Annotated in this window: 15 protein-coding genes; 5 read left to right on the top strand and 10 right to left on the bottom strand. The window is 67.0% G+C overall.

Features of this window, described 5'->3' with window-relative positions:
* Positions 1-5 precede the first annotated feature (5 nt).
* From AC4PRM_RS12045 to AC4PRM_RS12030, 4 genes are all read right to left on the bottom strand, one after another.
* The gene (locus AC4PRM_RS12045) at positions 6-410 is read right to left on the bottom strand and encodes a hypothetical protein (protein WP_492040038.1); all 405 of its coding nucleotides are present in this window, start codon (positions 408-410) and stop codon (positions 6-8) included.
* A gap of 3 nt (positions 411-413) precedes the next feature.
* A complete protein-coding gene (serS, locus tag AC4PRM_RS12040) occupies positions 414-1,811 on the bottom strand; it encodes a serine--tRNA ligase (protein ID WP_492040037.1) in 1,398 nt (465 codons plus the stop codon).
* Positions 1,812-1,917: 106 nt separating this feature from the next.
* Positions 1,918-2,748, bottom strand: a complete 831-nt coding sequence (gene cysE, locus AC4PRM_RS12035; RefSeq protein WP_492040036.1) for a serine O-acetyltransferase — start codon at positions 2,746-2,748, stop codon at positions 1,918-1,920.
* A gap of 22 nt (positions 2,749-2,770) precedes the next feature.
* Positions 2,771-3,319 (bottom strand): NUDIX domain-containing protein, encoded by a 549-nt coding sequence (locus tag AC4PRM_RS12030; RefSeq protein WP_492040035.1) that lies wholly within the window; start codon positions 3,317-3,319, stop codon positions 2,771-2,773.
* 148 nt (positions 3,320-3,467) lie between these two features.
* On the opposite strand from AC4PRM_RS12030, the gene AC4PRM_RS12025 reads away from it, so the two are divergent.
* A complete protein-coding gene (locus tag AC4PRM_RS12025) occupies positions 3,468-4,070 on the top strand; it encodes a nitroreductase family protein (protein WP_492040034.1) in 603 nt (200 codons plus the stop codon).
* Here the strand turns inward: AC4PRM_RS12025 and hutI are convergent.
* The gene (gene hutI / locus AC4PRM_RS12020; RefSeq protein WP_492040033.1) at positions 4,067-5,278 is read right to left on the bottom strand and encodes an imidazolonepropionase; all 1,212 of its coding nucleotides are present in this window, start codon (positions 5,276-5,278) and stop codon (positions 4,067-4,069) included. The genes AC4PRM_RS12025 and hutI overlap by 4 nt on opposite strands.
* Positions 5,275-6,168, bottom strand: coding sequence for an agmatinase family protein (locus tag AC4PRM_RS12015; RefSeq protein ID WP_492040032.1), 894 nt, complete (start codon positions 6,166-6,168; stop codon positions 5,275-5,277). The genes hutI and AC4PRM_RS12015 overlap by 4 nt, the downstream gene beginning before the upstream one ends.
* A gap of 25 nt (positions 6,169-6,193) precedes the next feature.
* Here AC4PRM_RS12015 and hutU point away from each other — a divergent pair, with 25 nt between their 5' ends.
* Entirely contained in the window at positions 6,194-7,864 is a 1,671-nt protein-coding gene (gene hutU / locus AC4PRM_RS12010; RefSeq protein WP_492040031.1) for a urocanate hydratase, read from the top strand.
* A gap of 2 nt (positions 7,865-7,866) precedes the next feature.
* A complete protein-coding gene (gene hutH / locus AC4PRM_RS12005) occupies positions 7,867-9,396 on the top strand; it encodes a histidine ammonia-lyase (RefSeq protein WP_492040030.1) in 1,530 nt (509 codons plus the stop codon).
* Here the strand turns inward: hutH and fni are convergent.
* Complete coding sequence (gene fni, locus AC4PRM_RS12000) at positions 9,393-10,415, bottom strand: type 2 isopentenyl-diphosphate Delta-isomerase (protein WP_492040029.1); 1,023 nt, start codon at positions 10,413-10,415, stop codon at positions 9,393-9,395. The two genes, hutH and fni, sit on opposite strands and share 4 nt — an antisense overlap.
* Before the next feature lie 178 nt (positions 10,416-10,593).
* Between fni and AC4PRM_RS11995 the strand changes: the two genes are divergently transcribed.
* On the top strand, positions 10,594-11,094 hold the full coding sequence (locus AC4PRM_RS11995) for a sterol desaturase family protein (RefSeq protein ID WP_492040028.1): 501 nt from the start codon (positions 10,594-10,596) through the stop codon (positions 11,092-11,094).
* Positions 11,095-11,123: 29 nt separating this feature from the next.
* On the top strand, positions 11,124-11,903 hold the full coding sequence (locus AC4PRM_RS11990) for a fatty acid desaturase (protein WP_492040027.1): 780 nt from the start codon (positions 11,124-11,126) through the stop codon (positions 11,901-11,903).
* On the opposite strand, the gene AC4PRM_RS11985 is transcribed toward AC4PRM_RS11990, so the two are convergent.
* The 3 genes from AC4PRM_RS11985 to crtY are packed head-to-tail and all read right to left on the bottom strand — an operon-like array spanning position 11,827 to position 15,433.
* A complete protein-coding gene (locus AC4PRM_RS11985) occupies positions 11,827-12,765 on the bottom strand; it encodes a phytoene/squalene synthase family protein (protein ID WP_492040026.1) in 939 nt (312 codons plus the stop codon). The genes AC4PRM_RS11990 and AC4PRM_RS11985 overlap by 77 nt on opposite strands.
* Positions 12,762-14,264: a phytoene desaturase gene (locus AC4PRM_RS11980; RefSeq protein ID WP_492040025.1), complete on the bottom strand. Its 1,503-nt coding sequence runs from the start codon at positions 14,262-14,264 to the stop codon at positions 12,762-12,764. The genes AC4PRM_RS11985 and AC4PRM_RS11980 overlap by 4 nt, the downstream gene beginning before the upstream one ends.
* Positions 14,261-15,433, bottom strand: a complete 1,173-nt coding sequence (gene crtY, locus AC4PRM_RS11975) for a lycopene beta-cyclase CrtY (protein ID WP_492040024.1) — start codon at positions 15,431-15,433, stop codon at positions 14,261-14,263. The genes AC4PRM_RS11980 and crtY overlap by 4 nt, the downstream gene beginning before the upstream one ends.
* Positions 15,434-15,461 lie beyond the last annotated feature (28 nt).

The following is a 15,461-nucleotide window of genomic DNA, read 5'->3' as shown; positions in this document are numbered from 1 at the left end:
ACCGATCACCGCAGCACCTCGACCCGGTCTGCCTGGATCACCACGTCGCGGCGGCACAGGTTGGCCACGTCCGACCCCTGCAGGTCGATCAGGGCGCTGTCGCCCCGCTCGGACCATGCCCGCGTGCGGCCAATGAACTTGACCTTCTGGCCCGAGATGTCGCCCGACGCCCGCTGTAGATTGCGCGGCAGGGCCCCGCTGATGCACGGCGTCGCACCGCCGGCCAGCAAGCGTGGCTCGGTCTCGTACAGCTGAAACTCCTCGCCCCTGACCCGCACCCAGCCGGTGAACTCGTTGGCCGAGGCATCGACCCAGCTGGGCGGCGGCGCGACATTGTCAGGGCCGGTGGCACAGGCCCCCAGCGTCAGGGCCGAAACGGACAGGACGGCGGCGGCGATCATCGTCTTCATGGCTTACGCTCCCACATGAGTGATGCCACCCATATAGGGCAGCAGGGCCGACGGCACGGCGATCCGCCCGTCCTCCTGCTGATAGTTCTCCATGATGGCGACAAGAGTACGACCGACCGCCAGGCCCGAGCCGTTCAGAGTGTGGACGAACTCGGTCTTCTTCTCACCCGCCCGCTTGAAGCGCGCTTCCATGCGCCGCGCCTGGAAGTCCCCGCAGTTGGAGCAGGAGCTGATCTCGCGATAGGTCCCCTGCGACGGCAGCCAGACCTCCAGGTCAAAGGTCTTCTTCGCTGAAAAGCCCATGTCGCCCTTGCACAGCAGCATGCGGCGATACGGCAGTTCCAGCTTCTCCAGCACCACCTCGGCACAGCGCACCATCCGCTCGTGCTCGGCCTCCGAATCTTCGGGTTTGGCGATGGAGACCATCTCCACCTTGTGGAACTGGTGCTGCCGGATCAGCCCGCGCGTATCCCGCCCCGCCGACCCCGCCTCGGCCCGGAAACAGGGCGTCAGGGCCGTCAGGCGCATGGGCTCGGCCAGTTCGTCCTCGGCCAGAATCTGCTCGCGCACGAGATTGGTCAGTGAGACTTCGGCGGTGGGGATGAGGTAGCGGGTATCCGCAACGTCACGGAAATCTACACTGTACCCAAAGGTGCTGCCTTCTTCGTAGGCCGCGATTGCATCCCGGACACTGTCGTCAACTTTGTCGAGGATCGCACCAAGGTCCACTGTCTTGAACAAGTCCTCCTCAAATTTCGGCAGCTGCCCCGTCCCGAACATCGCCTCGTCGCGCACCAGATAGGGCGGATTGACCTCCAGATAGCCGTGCTCGGCCGTCTGCACGTCCAGCATGAACTGGCCAATGGCGCGTTCCAGCCGCGCCAGCCCCCCCTTGATCACCGCGAACCGCGCCCCCGACATCCGCGCCGCCGCCTCGAAGTCCAGCTGGCCCATCGCCTCGCCCAGATCGGCGTGATCCTTGGCCGGGCCACCCTCACGCGGCGTGCCCCAGCGCGAGATCTCGACATTGCCCGCCTCGTCCTCGCCGTCCGGCACATCGTCCGCCGCCAGCATCTTCTGCGCCGCCAGTAGGTCGCGCAGGGTCTTGCCGGCCTCGGCCTCCACCGCCTCGGACGCGGCGATCTCGCCCTTCAGGCTCTCGACCTCGGCCTTCAGCCGCTCGGCCTCCGCCATGTCCTTCTTCGCCATCGCCGCGCCGATCAGCTTGGACGCCGCATTGCGCTTCGCCAGCGCCTCCTGCCCCGCCGTCTGCGCAGCCCGCAACTCCCGATCCAGGCGCAACAGCTCCTCGACCAGCGCCTCCGCGCCCTCCACCCCACGCGACGACCAGCCGCTCACCCAGGCTTGCGGGTTATCTCGAATGGCCTTGATGTCGTGCATGGTCGTTCAGTCAGTCTGGGGAAGGAGCCGATGCTCTAGCCCTCCGCGCAGAGTCGATCAAACCCGCGCGTCATTTCCCGTCGTGCGGCCCTGACGATCGCTCAGATCAGATCACGAAGTCGTAGACGATGTCCGCCAGCGTATGATCCATCGTCCGCGCCGGGGCGTCGCCCGTCGGACAGTTGACCAGCCGCGCCGGAACGCCCGCTACCGTGCATCCCGCCGGAACGGGTTTCAGCACAACGGAGCCAGAAGCCACCTTGGCATGGTCGCCGATCTCGATATTGCCCAGCACCTTGGCCCCGGCCCCCAGCAGAACGCCGCGTCCGATCTTGGGATGGCGATCGCCGCGCTCGGCCCCCGTGCCGCCCAGGGTCACGCCATGCAGCATCGACACCTCGTCGCCGATCACGGCCGTCTCGCCGATGACGATGCCGGTCCCGTGGTCGAAGAACAGCCCGGACCCCAGGGTCGCCGCCGGGTGAATGTCCACCTGGAACAGCTCCGACATCCGGCTCTGCACATGAAAGGCCAGGGTCTCGCGGCCCTGCTGCCACAGCCAGTGCGCCACCCGGTGGGCCTGGATGGCCTGAAAGCCCTTGAAATACAGGAATGGCTGCAAGAGCGAGCGGATCGCGGGATCGCGTTCGGCCACGGCCTGCAGGTCCGCCGCCGCCGCCGCCACGATGGCCGGATCGCCCTCGAAGGCCTCGCGGCACACCTCGCGCACCGACATGGCTCCCATCTCGTCGTCGCCGATCTTGCGGGCGATCTGGAAGCTCAGGGCGGCCGACAGATCGCCATGCGCCAGGATCACGGCATTCAGCTGCGACGCCAGCAGCGGTTCATCCCGCGCCGCCTGCTCGGCCGAGGCGCGCAGCATGGCCCAGGTGTCGGGCGCTTGGTCGCTTGCGGCGACGACTTCCAGCCTGGTCATGTCCGGCTCCTTCAGTGCGCGATCATAGGCCCGACAGCATGGCCTTCGCCAGTTCGGGCGGCAGTTTGCCTTGTCGCGCCATATGATAGGCTCGCAGGGCTGTCGCTACCGTAAACATGTCGCGGACCGCTCCGTTGCCGATTTCCCGCAATAGATCGGGGAACGGCACGCGGGCGACGCGGATGATCTCGGTCGGATCGGGCGCGATCGGCACAGGCGTCAGACCCCAGGCGAGCCAGGCCATGGCCCGTTCGTCTGTGACCGAGTTGCTCATCTCCGTCTTCAGCGCGAGGTGCCAGACCGCCGCCGCCAATCCCGCCTCCTCGGCCAGCTCGCGCCGTGCCCCTTCCTGCGGATCCTCATCGAAGGGTGCCCCGCCCTCCGGCATTTCCCACGACCAGTTCATCAGCGCGAACCGCTGCTGACCCACCAGGGTGATCGTCCCGTCCTCATGGATCGGCAGCACCCCGACCGACATATTCTGCGGCCGCATCACGACATAGTCGGCCTGCAAGCCCGTCGGCGCGGTCGCCTCGTGGCGGGTCAACCGCATCCAGGGGTTTTCGAACATCACGCTCGATCCCGCATCGCGCCACGGCGGCGGACGATCGGCGCCATCATCCCAGGACGGAGTCGGCCGGTCGGCATCGAAGGTTTTTCGGGAGTCGCTCATGAGGCGGGGTATGGCGCCGACCCGTCCCCGTGCCTAGCTAGACCGCATGACCGATACCGACCTGGGCCACGCCCTGCCCCTCCCCGTCGCCTCCGCAGAGCTGGAGGACCGCCTCGCCCGTCGCCGCTCGGCACCGGCCCAGGCTCTGACGGTTCCCGGCCCGACGCAGGACCAGATCGCACGCATCCTCGAACTGGGGGCCCGCACCCCGGACCACGGCAAGCTGTTTCCCTGGCGGTTCGTCGTCCTGGGCCCGACCAGCCGCGCCACCCTGGCCACCGCCCTCGCCCCGCTCGCCCAGGCACAGCCCCAGCCGGACAAGGCTCGCGCCGTCCTGGGCAAGCTGACCGCCGCGCCCGTCACCATCCTCGTCGTCTCGACCCCGGTCCACAGCCAGAAAGTCCCCGTCTGGGAACAGCAGCTGTCCGCCGGTGCCGTCTGCATGAACCTAGAACACGCCGCCGGTGCCCTGGGCTTCTCCACCAGCTGGATCACCGACTGGTACAGCTATGACGCCGAAGCTCTGGCACTGCTGGGTCTGACCGAGGGCGAACAGGTCGCCGGCTTCATCCACATCGGCACCCTGGCCGAGCCGCCGTTTGAACGCCCCCGCCCCGACCTGTCGGCCAAGGTCGAATACCGCGACTAGGCCCGTACGCCCGCGACATAGCGCCGGTTCAAAATCGGCTTGCCCAGCCAGTAACAAAGCTCCGCAGGGCGCTCGATGTCCCAGACGGCCAGATCGGCGACCTTGCCGACTTCGATCGTGCCGATGTCATTCTTCAATCCCAGCGCCTTGGCCGCGATACGCGTGGCACCCGCCAAAGCCTCTTCCGGCGTCAACCGGAACTGGACACAGGCAAGGTTCAGCGCCGCTGTCATCGACGCCACCGGCGACGTCCCCGGATTACAGTCCGTCGCCACGGCCATCTCCACCCCGTGCTGTCGAAACATATCGACCGGTGGCGGCGCCGTCTCGCGCAGCATCAGATAGGCTCCTGGCAGGAGCACCGCGACCACGCCTGCCTGCGCCATCGCCCTCACCCCCGCATCGGTCGTGTGCTCCACGTGGTCGGCGCTGAGTGCTCCGTACGTCGCCGCCAGCGCTGCCCCGCCACCATCCGAAAGCTGATCGGCATGCAGCTTGACGGGCAAACCGAGGGTCCGCGCCTTGTCGAACAGGCGACCGACCTCTTCTTGTGAAAAGGCGATGGGCTCGCAATAGGCGTCGACCGCATCGACCAGACCCTCAGCATGGGCGGCGGGAAGTATGTCGTCGATGGCCAGATCGACATAGGCGGCCCGGTCTGCGCGATACTCCGGCGGTACTGCATGCAGGCCCAGATAGCTGGTGCGCACCCGCACCCCCGCCTCGCGTCCGACCCGTCGCGCAACCCGCAGCATCTTCAGCTCGCTCTCGCGGTCCAGACCATAGCCGGACTTGATCTCGACCGTCGTCACTCCTGTCGCCTTCAACCCCTCCAGCCGGGCCACTGCGCTGGCGTAGAGTTCGTCCTCGGACGCCGTCCGCGTCGCCGCCACCGACGAGACGATCCCGCCCCCGGCACGCGCGATCTCCTCATAGGTCGCGCCGCCCAACCGCTGTTCGAATTCGCCCGACCGGTCGCCGCCGAACACCAGATGCGTATGACAGTCGATCAGCCCCGGCGTGACCCAGCGACCGTCGAGGCGATCGATCTGCGCGGCTTGGTTATCCGGCAGATCAGCCCGCGCCCCGACCCAGATGATGCGCCCCTCGCGGATCAGAATGGCCCCGTCCTCAATGGCACCATAGGGCTCAACGTCCGCGACCATCGTGGCAATGCGGCAGTCGGTGATGAGACGGTCCGCAATCATCGCTGCTCGAACCCCGCCAGCAGCTCACAGAACCAGCGCCCCACAGTCAGCGATCCGAGATCGCCGATCTCCAGCGAGGGATCATACTCCGTAAGGTCCACCGCCCTCACCTTGGCACAGGCCCCGATCACGCGCGCCGCCTCGTAGAAGTCCTGCACCGACACTCCGCCCGGCCTCGCCCCCGGTGAAGCCGGCCACTGACTGCGGTCGATCACATCAATGTCGAAATCCACATAGATCGCGTCGCACAGGCCGGACAGCCGCTCCAGTTCTTGAGCCACCACGACCGCCAGACCCTGCGCCCGGCACTCGCGCACCGTGCGGACCGATATCCCCGCCGCCTTGGCCTTCTCATGCGCCCGACGCGTATTGGCGAAAGGAGCCAGCCCGACCTGGCTGATACGCCGCCCGTCCAGACCGTCCTCCAGAAGAGCCTGCACAGGATTGCCGTTGGTCAGTCCCTGATCGGTGTCCCGCAGATCGAAATGCGCATCCAGGGTCATCAGGCCGGTCCGATCCAGCCCCAGGCCCTGTACACCCGGCCGCGTGATGGCGTTGTTGCCGCCGATTATCACAGTCAGCGCCCGGTCCTTCTGAGCTGCCACGGCATCGCGCAAGGGATCGAAGGCATCGGCGGGCGAAACGGCCTTCAGAGCCAGGTCGCCCATGTCATGAACCCGGGTCGAAAGCTCGCGCTCTGTTTCGACATCATAGGTGGAGAACCTCGGCAACGCCGCCCGAAGCGCCTTGGGGCCCAAGTCGCAACGCCCCGGCGTCAGCGACCGCTCGTTCAGCCCGGCGCCGATTAAGGCGACCGAAGCATCCGGGTGATCGCCGATCAAGTCGGCCACGCTGCGCCAGGCCAGCGCGTCTGAGTCTTCCAAGGTCATGGGCGGGCAGCGTAGAGAGACGGCCATGTCGACTCAACAGATGAACACTCGCGTCATCCGCAGCCCGCGCGGCCTCGAGATGACCGCAAAAACCTGGGCCGCAGAGGCTGCCCTGCGCATGCTTATGAACAACCTCGACCCCGAGGTCGCCGAACGGCCCGAGGACCTCGTCGTTTACGGCGGCATCGGCAGGGCGGCCCGCGACTGGGCCAGTTTCGACCGGATCGTGGCTTCTCTGCGCAACCTCGAACCCGACCAGACCCTGCTGGTACAATCCGGTAAGCCCGTCGGCGTCTTCCGCACCCACGCCGACGCCCCCCGCGTCCTGATCGCCAACTCCAATCTGGTGCCCAAATGGGCAACCTGGGAGCATTTCAACGAACTCGATCGCAAGGGGCTGATGATGTACGGCCAGATGACGGCCGGGTCGTGGATCTACATCGGCACCCAGGGCATCGTTCAGGGCACCTATGAGACCTTCATGGAGGCCGCGCGCCAACACTGGGACGGCGACACTTCGGGCAAATGGATCCTGACGGCCGGTCTGGGCGGCATGGGTGGGGCCCAGCCGCTGGCCGCGACCATGGCGGGGGCCTCCTGCCTGGCCATCGAATGCCAGCGAAGCCGGATCGAGATGCGACTGAAGACCCGCTACCTCGACGTCATGGTCGAGACGCTGGACGAGGCCCTGGGCTTGATTGAAGACGCCGGTCGCACGGGAAAACCCATATCCGTCGGTCTGTTGGCCAATGCGGCTGAAGTGCTGCCTGAAATGGTTCGACGCGGCGTCCGCCCCGATCTGGTCACCGATCAGACCAGCGCCCACGATCTGATCAACGGCTATCTGCCCGCTGGATGGACCGTGGCGGAATGGGAGGACAAGCGCGTGTCCGACCCCGCCGCCGTCGATACCGCGGCCCGCAAATCCTGCGCCGTCCACGTACAGGCCATGCTGGATTTCCAGGCGGCGGGTATTCCGGTCACTGACTACGGCAACAACATACGCCAAGTCGCCTTCGACGAAGGTGTGGCGGACGCCTTCAACTTCCCCGGCTTCGTCCCCGCCTATATCCGCCCGCTGTTCTGTCGCGGCATCGGCCCGTTCCGCTGGGCCGCCCTGACCGGCGATCCCGACGACATCAAGAAGACCGACGCGGCGATGAAAAAGCTGTTCCCCGACAACGCCGGCCTGCACCGCTGGCTCGACATGGCCGGAGAGCGTATCGCCTTCCAGGGCCTGCCCGCGCGAATCTGCTGGATCGGCTTGGGCGACCGGCACCGCGCGGGCCTGATGTTCAACGAGATGGTTGCCTCGGGCGAACTCAGCGGCCCCATCGTCATCGGCCGCGATCATCTGGACAGCGGTTCGGTCGCCAGCCCCAACCGCGAGACCGAAGCCATGATGGACGGCTCCGACGCCGTGTCCGACTGGCCCCTGCTCAATGCCCTGCTGAACACCGCCTCGGGAGCCAGCTGGGTATCCCTGCACCATGGCGGCGGCGTCGGCATGGGCTACAGCCAGCATTCCGGCGTCGTCATCGTCGCCGACGGCACCCCCGAAGCGGCAGCCCGCCTCGAGCGCGTGCTCTGGAACGACCCCGCCACCGGCGTCATGCGCCACGCCGATGCGGGCTATGAGATTGCCCGCCAGGCCTCCGTCGAACACGGCCTCAACCTGCCAAGCCTGAAGGCCTGATCATGACCCACCTCACCATTGGCCAGGCTCCGCTTACGCTCAAACAGCTTCGCGCGGTCATCGACGGTCCGGTCACCCTGTCCCTGACCGACGCGGCCTGGACCGATGTCGACAAGGGAGCCGCCGTCGTTGCCGCCATCCTGGCCAAGGGCCGAACCGTCTATGGGATCAACACCGGTTTCGGCCTGCTGGCCAATACCAGCATTGCGCCCGAAGACCTTGAAACCCTTCAGAAGAATCTGGTGCTCAGTCATGCCTGCGGGGTCGGGCCGCTGCTGCCGGACAACGTCACCCGCCTGCTGATGGTGCTGAAGATCGCCAGTCTGTCCAGGGGAGCGTCCGGCATCCGGCGCGAGACGCTGGAGACGCTGATCGCCCTGGTCAATGCCGACGTCCTGCCCTGCATCCCGTCCAAGGGGTCGGTCGGCGCCTCGGGCGATCTGGCCCCATTGGCCCACATGTCCTGCGTCCTGATCGGCGTCGGCGAGGCGCGTGCGGGCGGTGAGACGCTGTCGGCCGAGGACGCCTTGGCGCGGGTTGGCCGGTCGCCGCTGACGCTGGGCCCCAAGGAAGGTCTGGCCCTGCTCAACGGCACCCAGTGCTCCACTGCCCTTGCCCTCGCCGGCCTGTTCGCCGCCGAGGCCGCCTTCGCGGCCGCCATCGTCGCCGGAGCCCTGTCGGTCGACGCGCTCAAGGGATCGGACGCACCCTTCGACGCCCGCATCCACGCCCTGCGCGGTCAACCCGGCCAGATCGACGTCGCCGCCCGCCTGCGCGCGCTCATGTCCGGCTCCGCCATCCGCGACAGCCACCGCGACGACTGTTCAAAGGTTCAGGACCCCTACTCCCTGCGCTGCCAGCCGCAGGTCATGGGGGCGACGCTCGACGTCCTGCGCCACGCCGCCGCGACGCTGGAGCGCGAGGCCAATGCGGTGACCGACAATCCGCTGGTCGTCATCGAGGATGGCGACGTCATATCCGGCGGCAACTTTCACGCCGAGCCCGTTGCTTATGCAGCGGATCAGATCGCCATGTGTCTGTGCGAGATCGGCAATATCTCAGAGCGCCGCACCGCCATCCTGGTCGATCCCAAGATGAGCGAACTTCCGGCCTTTCTGGTCAAGGAAAGCGGCCTGAACTCCGGCTTCATGATCGCCCAGGTCACCGCCGCCGCCCTCGTCGCCGAGAACCGGATGGTCGCCCATCCCTGCGTCATCGACACCGTCCCGACCAGCGCCAATCAGGAAGACCACGTCTCCATGGCCACCCACGGCGCGCGCCGCCTGCTGGACATGGCCGAGAACACCGCCACCGTCGTCGGGATCGAGCTTCTGGCAGCCGCCCAGGGCCTGGAGTTCCACCGACCCCTGACCTCCTCGCCCGCGCTGGAACAGGTGTTTACCGTCGTCCGCGAGGCCGCCGCCCCCTATACCTCCGACCACTATTTCGCCCCGGACATCGCCCGCGCGACCGACGGCGTGCGGGCGGGACGCTACCGGGCCTTCGCCGGCGACCTCCTGCCCTCGGCCTAGTCTTCGAGAGCCACCCGCTTCAGGGCGGTCAGATTGGCCGACCCAGTGACGAAACAGGTCGTCCTCAACTGGCGGATCAGGATCTGGAAATGCTCCACGACCGCCTCGGTCGAGACAGTGGCCGCGGCCAGCACGCCCGCCGCCTGACCGACCACATCGGCCCCCAGCCGGATCGCCTTGGCCGCCTCCACGCCGTCGCGGATGCCGCCTGAGCCGATCAGCACCAGGTCCGGACAGGCCGCGCGAACCTGGGCGATCGACCGCGCCGTCGGAATGCCCCAGTCCGCAAACGCCCCCGCATGCGCCTTGTCTGTCGCGTCAGTCGACCGCTCACCCTCGACCGTAGCCCAGTTCGAACCCCCGGCCCCGGCCACATCGATGGCGGCCACCCCCATACCGGCCAGCCGCTTGGCCGTGGCACCTGAGATCCCGGCCCCCGTCTCCTTGACCACCACCGGCGCATCCAGCGCCTTCACCAGAGCCTCCAGCGCCGCGCCTACACCCCACCAGTCGCGGTCGCCCTCGGGCTGGCAGGCCTCCTGCAGGGGGTTCAGGTGCACGATCAGGGCGTCCGCCGCGATCATGTCCAGCACCCGCCGCGCCTCGTCGACGCCAAAGCCGCGCGTCAGCTGGGCCGCGCCGATATTGGCCAGGATCGGCGTATCCGGGGCCTTCAGTCTCAGCGCCATGTCCAGCCCTGCCCCCTCGCCTTCCAACGCCGCCCGCTGCGAACCGACCGCCAGGGCGATGCCCAGATGCTGGGCCGCCTCGGCCAGCCGCGCATTGATCGCCTCAGCCCGCGCCGGACCGCCGGTCATGGAACTGATCAGCAGCGGGGCCTTCAGCCGCCGCCCCAGGAAGTCGACGCCCAGATCGATCTTGCCGTGATCCAGATCCGGCAGGGCCTCGTGCACGAAGCGGATGTCGCCGAACCCCGCGTCACGCCCATGCCGCGCCTTACCCGCCAGGATCACGTCCAGATGCTCGTCCTTGCGGTTTCGGATGGCGTCGCTGTGCATGAAATCCACCCTAGACCATTTTTGCTTCAGGTCGGATCGACCTGAATCCAAAAAATGGTCCAGGATCATGCTGGAGCGAAATCTGAGCCGAGTTGGGCTGGGTCAAACTCAACCGATTTCGCTCTAGCGACGAGCGGTCGCTGTTGGAACCGGAACCGAGCGGGCGTAGTGTCTCGGCATGATCCCCGTCTGGTTCACCCTTCTGACGCTGGCCGTCTTCTTCGCCATGGAGGGCGCGGCCTGGTGGACGCATCGCTACATCATGCACGGCCCGCTCGGCTGGGGCTGGCACCGCGATCATCATGAGCCCCACGACAAGACCTTCGAGGTCAACGATCTGTACGGTGTCGTCGGAGCGCTGGTCGGGACGGGGCTTTTCGTCATCGCCTGGCTGACCGGCCTGTGGTGGGTCCGTGCCATTGCGCTCGGCGTGACCCTGTACGGCGTCGTCTATGCCTTCGTGCACGACGGTCTGGTGCATCAGCGCTGGCCGTTCCACTGGATGCCGAAGAATGGCTACGCCCGTCGCCTGGTCCAGGCGCACAAGCTGCATCATGCGGTCCAGACCCGCGAGGGGGCCGTCTCGTTCGGCTTCGTCTTCGCACCCGACCCGCATCGCCTCAGCGCCATCCTGAAGGCCCGCCGCGCCGCACGCGCTGCCGACCTTCCCGCCGAGTGATCCTCCCCGCCATTCCCAGGGCCCGGCAGATGGCGATCGGGCTTTCGCTGGCCGGATTGATCGTCTGCGGCTGGGTCACTCTGCACGTCTGGGGCATCTTCTTTCAGCTCCTGACCTGGCCGGCCGTCATAGCCGTGCCGCTGCTGATTCTGACCCAGAGCTGGCTGGGGGCCGGCATGTTCATCGTCGCCCATGATGCCATGCACGGCTCGCTGGCTCCGGGGCGACCCCGTCTGAACGCCGCCATCGGCCAGGTCTGCGTCGGGGCCTATGCCGCCTTCTCGTTCCGCCGTCTGAACGTCTGCCACCACCAGCATCACCGCAGCCCGGGCAGCACCGACGATCCCGACTTCCACGCCGGGGAACCCATGCGGTTCGGCCCCTGGTTCTATCGCTTCTTCACCCGCTATTTCGGCTGGCGCGAGTTCGGCATCGTGACGGCGGTTCTCATCGCCTATCTGTTCGTGTTTGGAGCCTCGCCCCTGAACGTCGCCCTGTTCTGGGGCCTGCCCGCCATCCTCAGCGCCCTACAGCTGTTCGTCTTCGGCACATGGCTGCCGCATCGGCATGAGGTGTCAGGCGCGGCTTTCGCCGATCACCACAATGCCCGGACGGTTCCGATGCCGTGGGTAGCCTCGCTGCTGAGCTGCTTCCACTTCGGCATGCACCATGAGCATCACCTGTCGCCAAACACACCCTGGTGGCGGCTGCCCGAGGCCCGGCGCGAAGCGCTCAGACTCGCGTCCACAGGGCCGGCCGCGACGGCGGGGCCTTTCCGCGATCCAGAACCTGGGTCCAGATCGCGATAAGCGCGCCCCGCCCGAACAGCCACAGCTTCATGGCCCGGCCGACCGACACCCGCTGTTTCCAGACACCCGGTCCGCCGCGTGCCACCTTGCGTCCGATCTCGCGATAGACGCCCCGCGCCGCCGCGATCGCCATCGAGGACCGGAACGGCAGGCCCCGCAGCCCATCACGCGCGCTGTCGTAATAGGGCTCGGCCGCATCCAGCAGGCGGCGTGTGACGGCGTGGACCGCGTCCCGGTTGGCCGTATCCGCCACAGCCTCCGGCGTCGGCTCAACCCCCGCCTCGCGCAACCATTCCGCCGGAAGATAGACCCGCCCGCCCTGGGCATCCTCGATCACATCGCGCGAGATGTTGGTCAGCTGGAACGCCAGACCCAGATCCTGGGCCCGGCGCAGGACCTCGGCGTCCGTCACGCCCATGACTCGCGCCATCATCACCCCCACGACCCCCGCGACATGCCAGCAATAGGCCATGACGTCGTCCATGGTGCGATAGTCGTGATGCTCCACATCCATGCGAAAGCCGTCGATCATGTCGATGGCCCAGCGTTCGGGCAGACGATGCCGCAGGGCCACTCGCTGAAAGGCCGCAAAGGTCGGGTCCGACATCGGCTCGCCCGTCATGGCGCGGCGGGTCATGTCGTACAGCCGCTCCAGCCGACGCTTCTGCTCCTCGACCGTCAGCTCTTCGTGGCCGAACCCGTGGTCCTGACCGTCGATCTCGTCGTCGCAGGCCCGGCACCAGGCATAAAGCAGCCACGCGTCCTCGCGCACCTCCGGCTCGAACAGCCGCGAAGCGGAGCGGAAGCTCTTGGACCCCTTGACGATCGAGGCCTTGGAGGCGGCTAGGACGGCGTCGGTCATGCGATGGCCTTCGCATCCTCCAGCATCAAGCCCGCCGTCGCCTTGGCCGAGCCGACCACGCCGGGAATGCCTGCGCCCGGATGGGTGCCGGCACCGACGACATACAGATTCGGCACCTTGTCATCGCGGTTGTGCGTCCGGAACCAGGCGCTCTGCGTCAGGATCGGCTCCAGCGAGAAGGCCGAGCCCAGATGGGCGTGCAGGTCTTCCTTGAAATCGCCGGGCGTATAGATGCGCGTCGTCACCAGATCGCGCCTCAGATTGGGGATGTAGCGCTCTTCCAGATAGTCGATGATCTTCTCGCGGTACTCCGGCCCCTTGACCGACCAGTCGATGTCGGCGGCCCCCAGATGCGGCACCGGCGACAGGACATAGTGGCTGCTCATCCCCTCCGGGGCCATCGACGTGTCGGTCGCGCACGGAGCATGCAGATAAAGCGAAAAGTCCTCCGGCAGCTTCGGTCCCGCAAAGATCTCGCTGATCAGCTCCCGATACCGCGCCCCAAAGCAGATGGTGTGGTGCGCCAGCTGCGGCTGCGGCGTCTTCAGGCCGAAGTGCAGCACGAACAACGACATCGAGAACCGCTTGGACTTCAGCGACTTGGCCTTGGCCTTGCCGCGCGGCGTGTGGCCCAGCATCTTGTCATAGGTGTGCACCACGTCGGCATTGGACGCGACCATGTCGGCGGGAATGACTTCCCCGCCCTCCAGACGCACGCCGGTGGCGCGGTCGCCCTGCATTTCGATCCGCTCGACAGGCGCATTCAGGCGGAAGTCGCCGCCCAGGTCCTGGAAGAATTTCACCAGCCCGGCGATCAGCGCTCCCGTGCCGCCCCGCGCGAACCACACCCCGCCACGCCGCTCCAGCGCATGGATCAGGGCATAGACAGAACTGGTCTTGAAGGGATCACCCCCGACCAGCAGCGTATGGAAGCTGAAGGCCTGGCGCAGATGCGGGTCCTCGATATAGCGAGCCACCATGGCATGGACGCTGTTCCAGCTTTCCAGCCGCGCCAGCTCCGGCGCCGCCTTGATCATCGACCAGAAGGACTGGAACGGCACCGCGCCCAGCTTGATATAGCCTTCCTGGTACAGCTCTTCCGAATACTGGTGGAACCTGTTGTAGCCCTCGACATCCTTGGGATTGAACGCTCCGATCTGGCGCTCCATCGCCGCCTGGTCGTCGTTGTAGTCGAACGACGCTCCGTCCTCCCAGCACAGGCGATAAAAGGGATCGACCGGCATCAGGTCGACATAGTCCTTCAGCTCTGACCCCGTCCCCTCGAACAGTTCCTTCAGGCAGTCCGGATCTGTGATGACGGTCGGACCGGCATCGAAGGTGAAGCCCTCTTCCTTCCAGACGTAGGCCCGGCCGCCCGGCTTGTCGCGCTTTTCGACCAGGGTCGTCTGGATGCCCGCCCGTTGCAGGCGGATGGCCAGGGCGATGCCGCCGAAACCGGCTCCGATCACAACGGCCCGACGTGCGACTTGGTCTCTCATGGTCGTGATCCCTGCCCCGACTCGCGAAGCTGCTGCAACGCCTTGCCCACGGGGACAGGCGGTTTTCCCGCAAGCAGGCGCAGCTTGTCGAGCGTGGTGGTATGCCCTGCGTAGAAGCGCCGCACGAGACTTTCGGGCAGGCCATAGAAGCGCTGGAAAACGCGCCACCGCTGTTCCGGCTCCGCGGCGCGGAACAGCATGCGGTTCAACAGGCGGTAGAAGGCGCGATCCGCCCAGGTCGCCTTGGAGTGCATTTCGGTCAGGCGACGCAGACCCTCGGAACTCAGATCGTCGCTCGCCGCCACCAGCCGCGCCAGTCTGACCGCGTCCGGCAGGGAATAGCCGGTGACGGGATGGAACAGCCCGGCCCACAGACCCGCCCGCGCCACGGTCGTCTCCTCGGCCCAGAAGGCGTCGATGTCGCCGTCCAGGGCGATGGGCAGGACGCCCTCCTCCTCGCCGACCACCGCCTCGACCGTCCAGCCGCGCGAGCGGATGTAGGCGTCGATCCGTCCGCTCAGCGCCGCGCGATCCAGTTCCGGCGTATCGGCATAATAGGTGTCTTCGATCATCACGGCCCGGTCGTCGAACGGCAGCAGATAGACGAAGCGATAGGCTCCGTACTGCCGCACGGTCGCATCCATGATAGTCGGTCTGGTCAGACCGTGTGGCTCGGTCAGGCGCACTGTCCGCCCGACGAAATTCTGCCACCCCAGATCCAGCGATCGGGTCGGCCGGGGCCCCCGCGCATCGATGACACCCCGTGCCGTCAGTCGCCTCTGGTCCGACAGCGTCACCCCCGTCGTCTCGACCACCACCGCCTCGCCCGTGATCAGCCGGTCCCCCAGCAGCGGAGCCAGGGCCGCATGCAGCCGCTCGGACGTCATGCTGTTGTAGGGCGTCTCCAGCACCCGCGACCGCGCCGGAAAATAGACCTCATGCCCTTCAAGCCAGCGATGGGCCACGGCGGGTGCCAGCCAGGCGCGGTCGCCCTCGTCCAGATCGCTGTCGAAAAAGGACCAGGTGTGGTTGCCCCCGATCCGGCCGTTCCGCTCGATGACGGCGACGCGCAGGTCGGGCCGATCCAGCGACAGCCGCCAGGCGATCAGGCCCGCCGCCAGCCCGCCGCCGACCAGGATCAGATCATAGTCGTCGCCGGCATCACCCATGCAGTGGCTCTAGCACGTCAGGCAGGGC

The organism is Brevundimonas sp. DW-iso22 (assembly GCF_058725425.1).
Note: the sequence above shows the minus strand (reverse complement) of the source record. Positions and strands in the feature narration are given on the sequence as shown.

Excerpts from the sequence above, each read along its gene's own strand:
- hutH (WP_492040030.1), top strand. The coding sequence starts at position 7,867 with ATGACCCACCTCACCATTGGCCAGGCTCCGCTTACGCTCAAACAGCTT.
- serS (WP_492040037.1), bottom strand. The coding sequence starts at position 1,811 with ATGCACGACATCAAGGCCATTCGAGATAACCCGCAAGCCTGGGTGAGC.
- hutU (WP_492040031.1), top strand. The coding sequence starts at position 6,194 with ATGTCGACTCAACAGATGAACACTCGCGTCATCCGCAGCCCGCGCGGC.
- cysE (WP_492040036.1), bottom strand. The coding sequence starts at position 2,748 with ATGACCAGGCTGGAAGTCGTCGCCGCAAGCGACCAAGCGCCCGACACC.
- AC4PRM_RS11995 (WP_492040028.1), top strand. The coding sequence starts at position 10,594 with ATGATCCCCGTCTGGTTCACCCTTCTGACGCTGGCCGTCTTCTTCGCC.
- fni (WP_492040029.1), bottom strand. The coding sequence starts at position 10,415 with ATGCACAGCGACGCCATCCGAAACCGCAAGGACGAGCATCTGGACGTG.
- AC4PRM_RS12045 (WP_492040038.1), bottom strand. The coding sequence starts at position 410 with ATGAAGACGATGATCGCCGCCGCCGTCCTGTCCGTTTCGGCCCTGACG.
- crtY (WP_492040024.1), bottom strand. The coding sequence starts at position 15,433 with ATGGGTGATGCCGGCGACGACTATGATCTGATCCTGGTCGGCGGCGGG.
- AC4PRM_RS11990 (WP_492040027.1), top strand. The coding sequence starts at position 11,124 with ATGGCGATCGGGCTTTCGCTGGCCGGATTGATCGTCTGCGGCTGGGTC.
- AC4PRM_RS11980 (WP_492040025.1), bottom strand. The coding sequence starts at position 14,264 with ATGAGAGACCAAGTCGCACGTCGGGCCGTTGTGATCGGAGCCGGTTTC.
- AC4PRM_RS12015 (WP_492040032.1), bottom strand. The coding sequence starts at position 6,168 with ATGACCTTGGAAGACTCAGACGCGCTGGCCTGGCGCAGCGTGGCCGAC.
- AC4PRM_RS12025 (WP_492040034.1), top strand. The coding sequence starts at position 3,468 with ATGACCGATACCGACCTGGGCCACGCCCTGCCCCTCCCCGTCGCCTCC.
- hutI (WP_492040033.1), bottom strand. The coding sequence starts at position 5,278 with ATGATTGCGGACCGTCTCATCACCGACTGCCGCATTGCCACGATGGTC.
- AC4PRM_RS12030 (WP_492040035.1), bottom strand. The coding sequence starts at position 3,319 with ATGTTCGAAAACCCCTGGATGCGGTTGACCCGCCACGAGGCGACCGCG.
- AC4PRM_RS11985 (WP_492040026.1), bottom strand. The coding sequence starts at position 12,765 with ATGACCGACGCCGTCCTAGCCGCCTCCAAGGCCTCGATCGTCAAGGGG.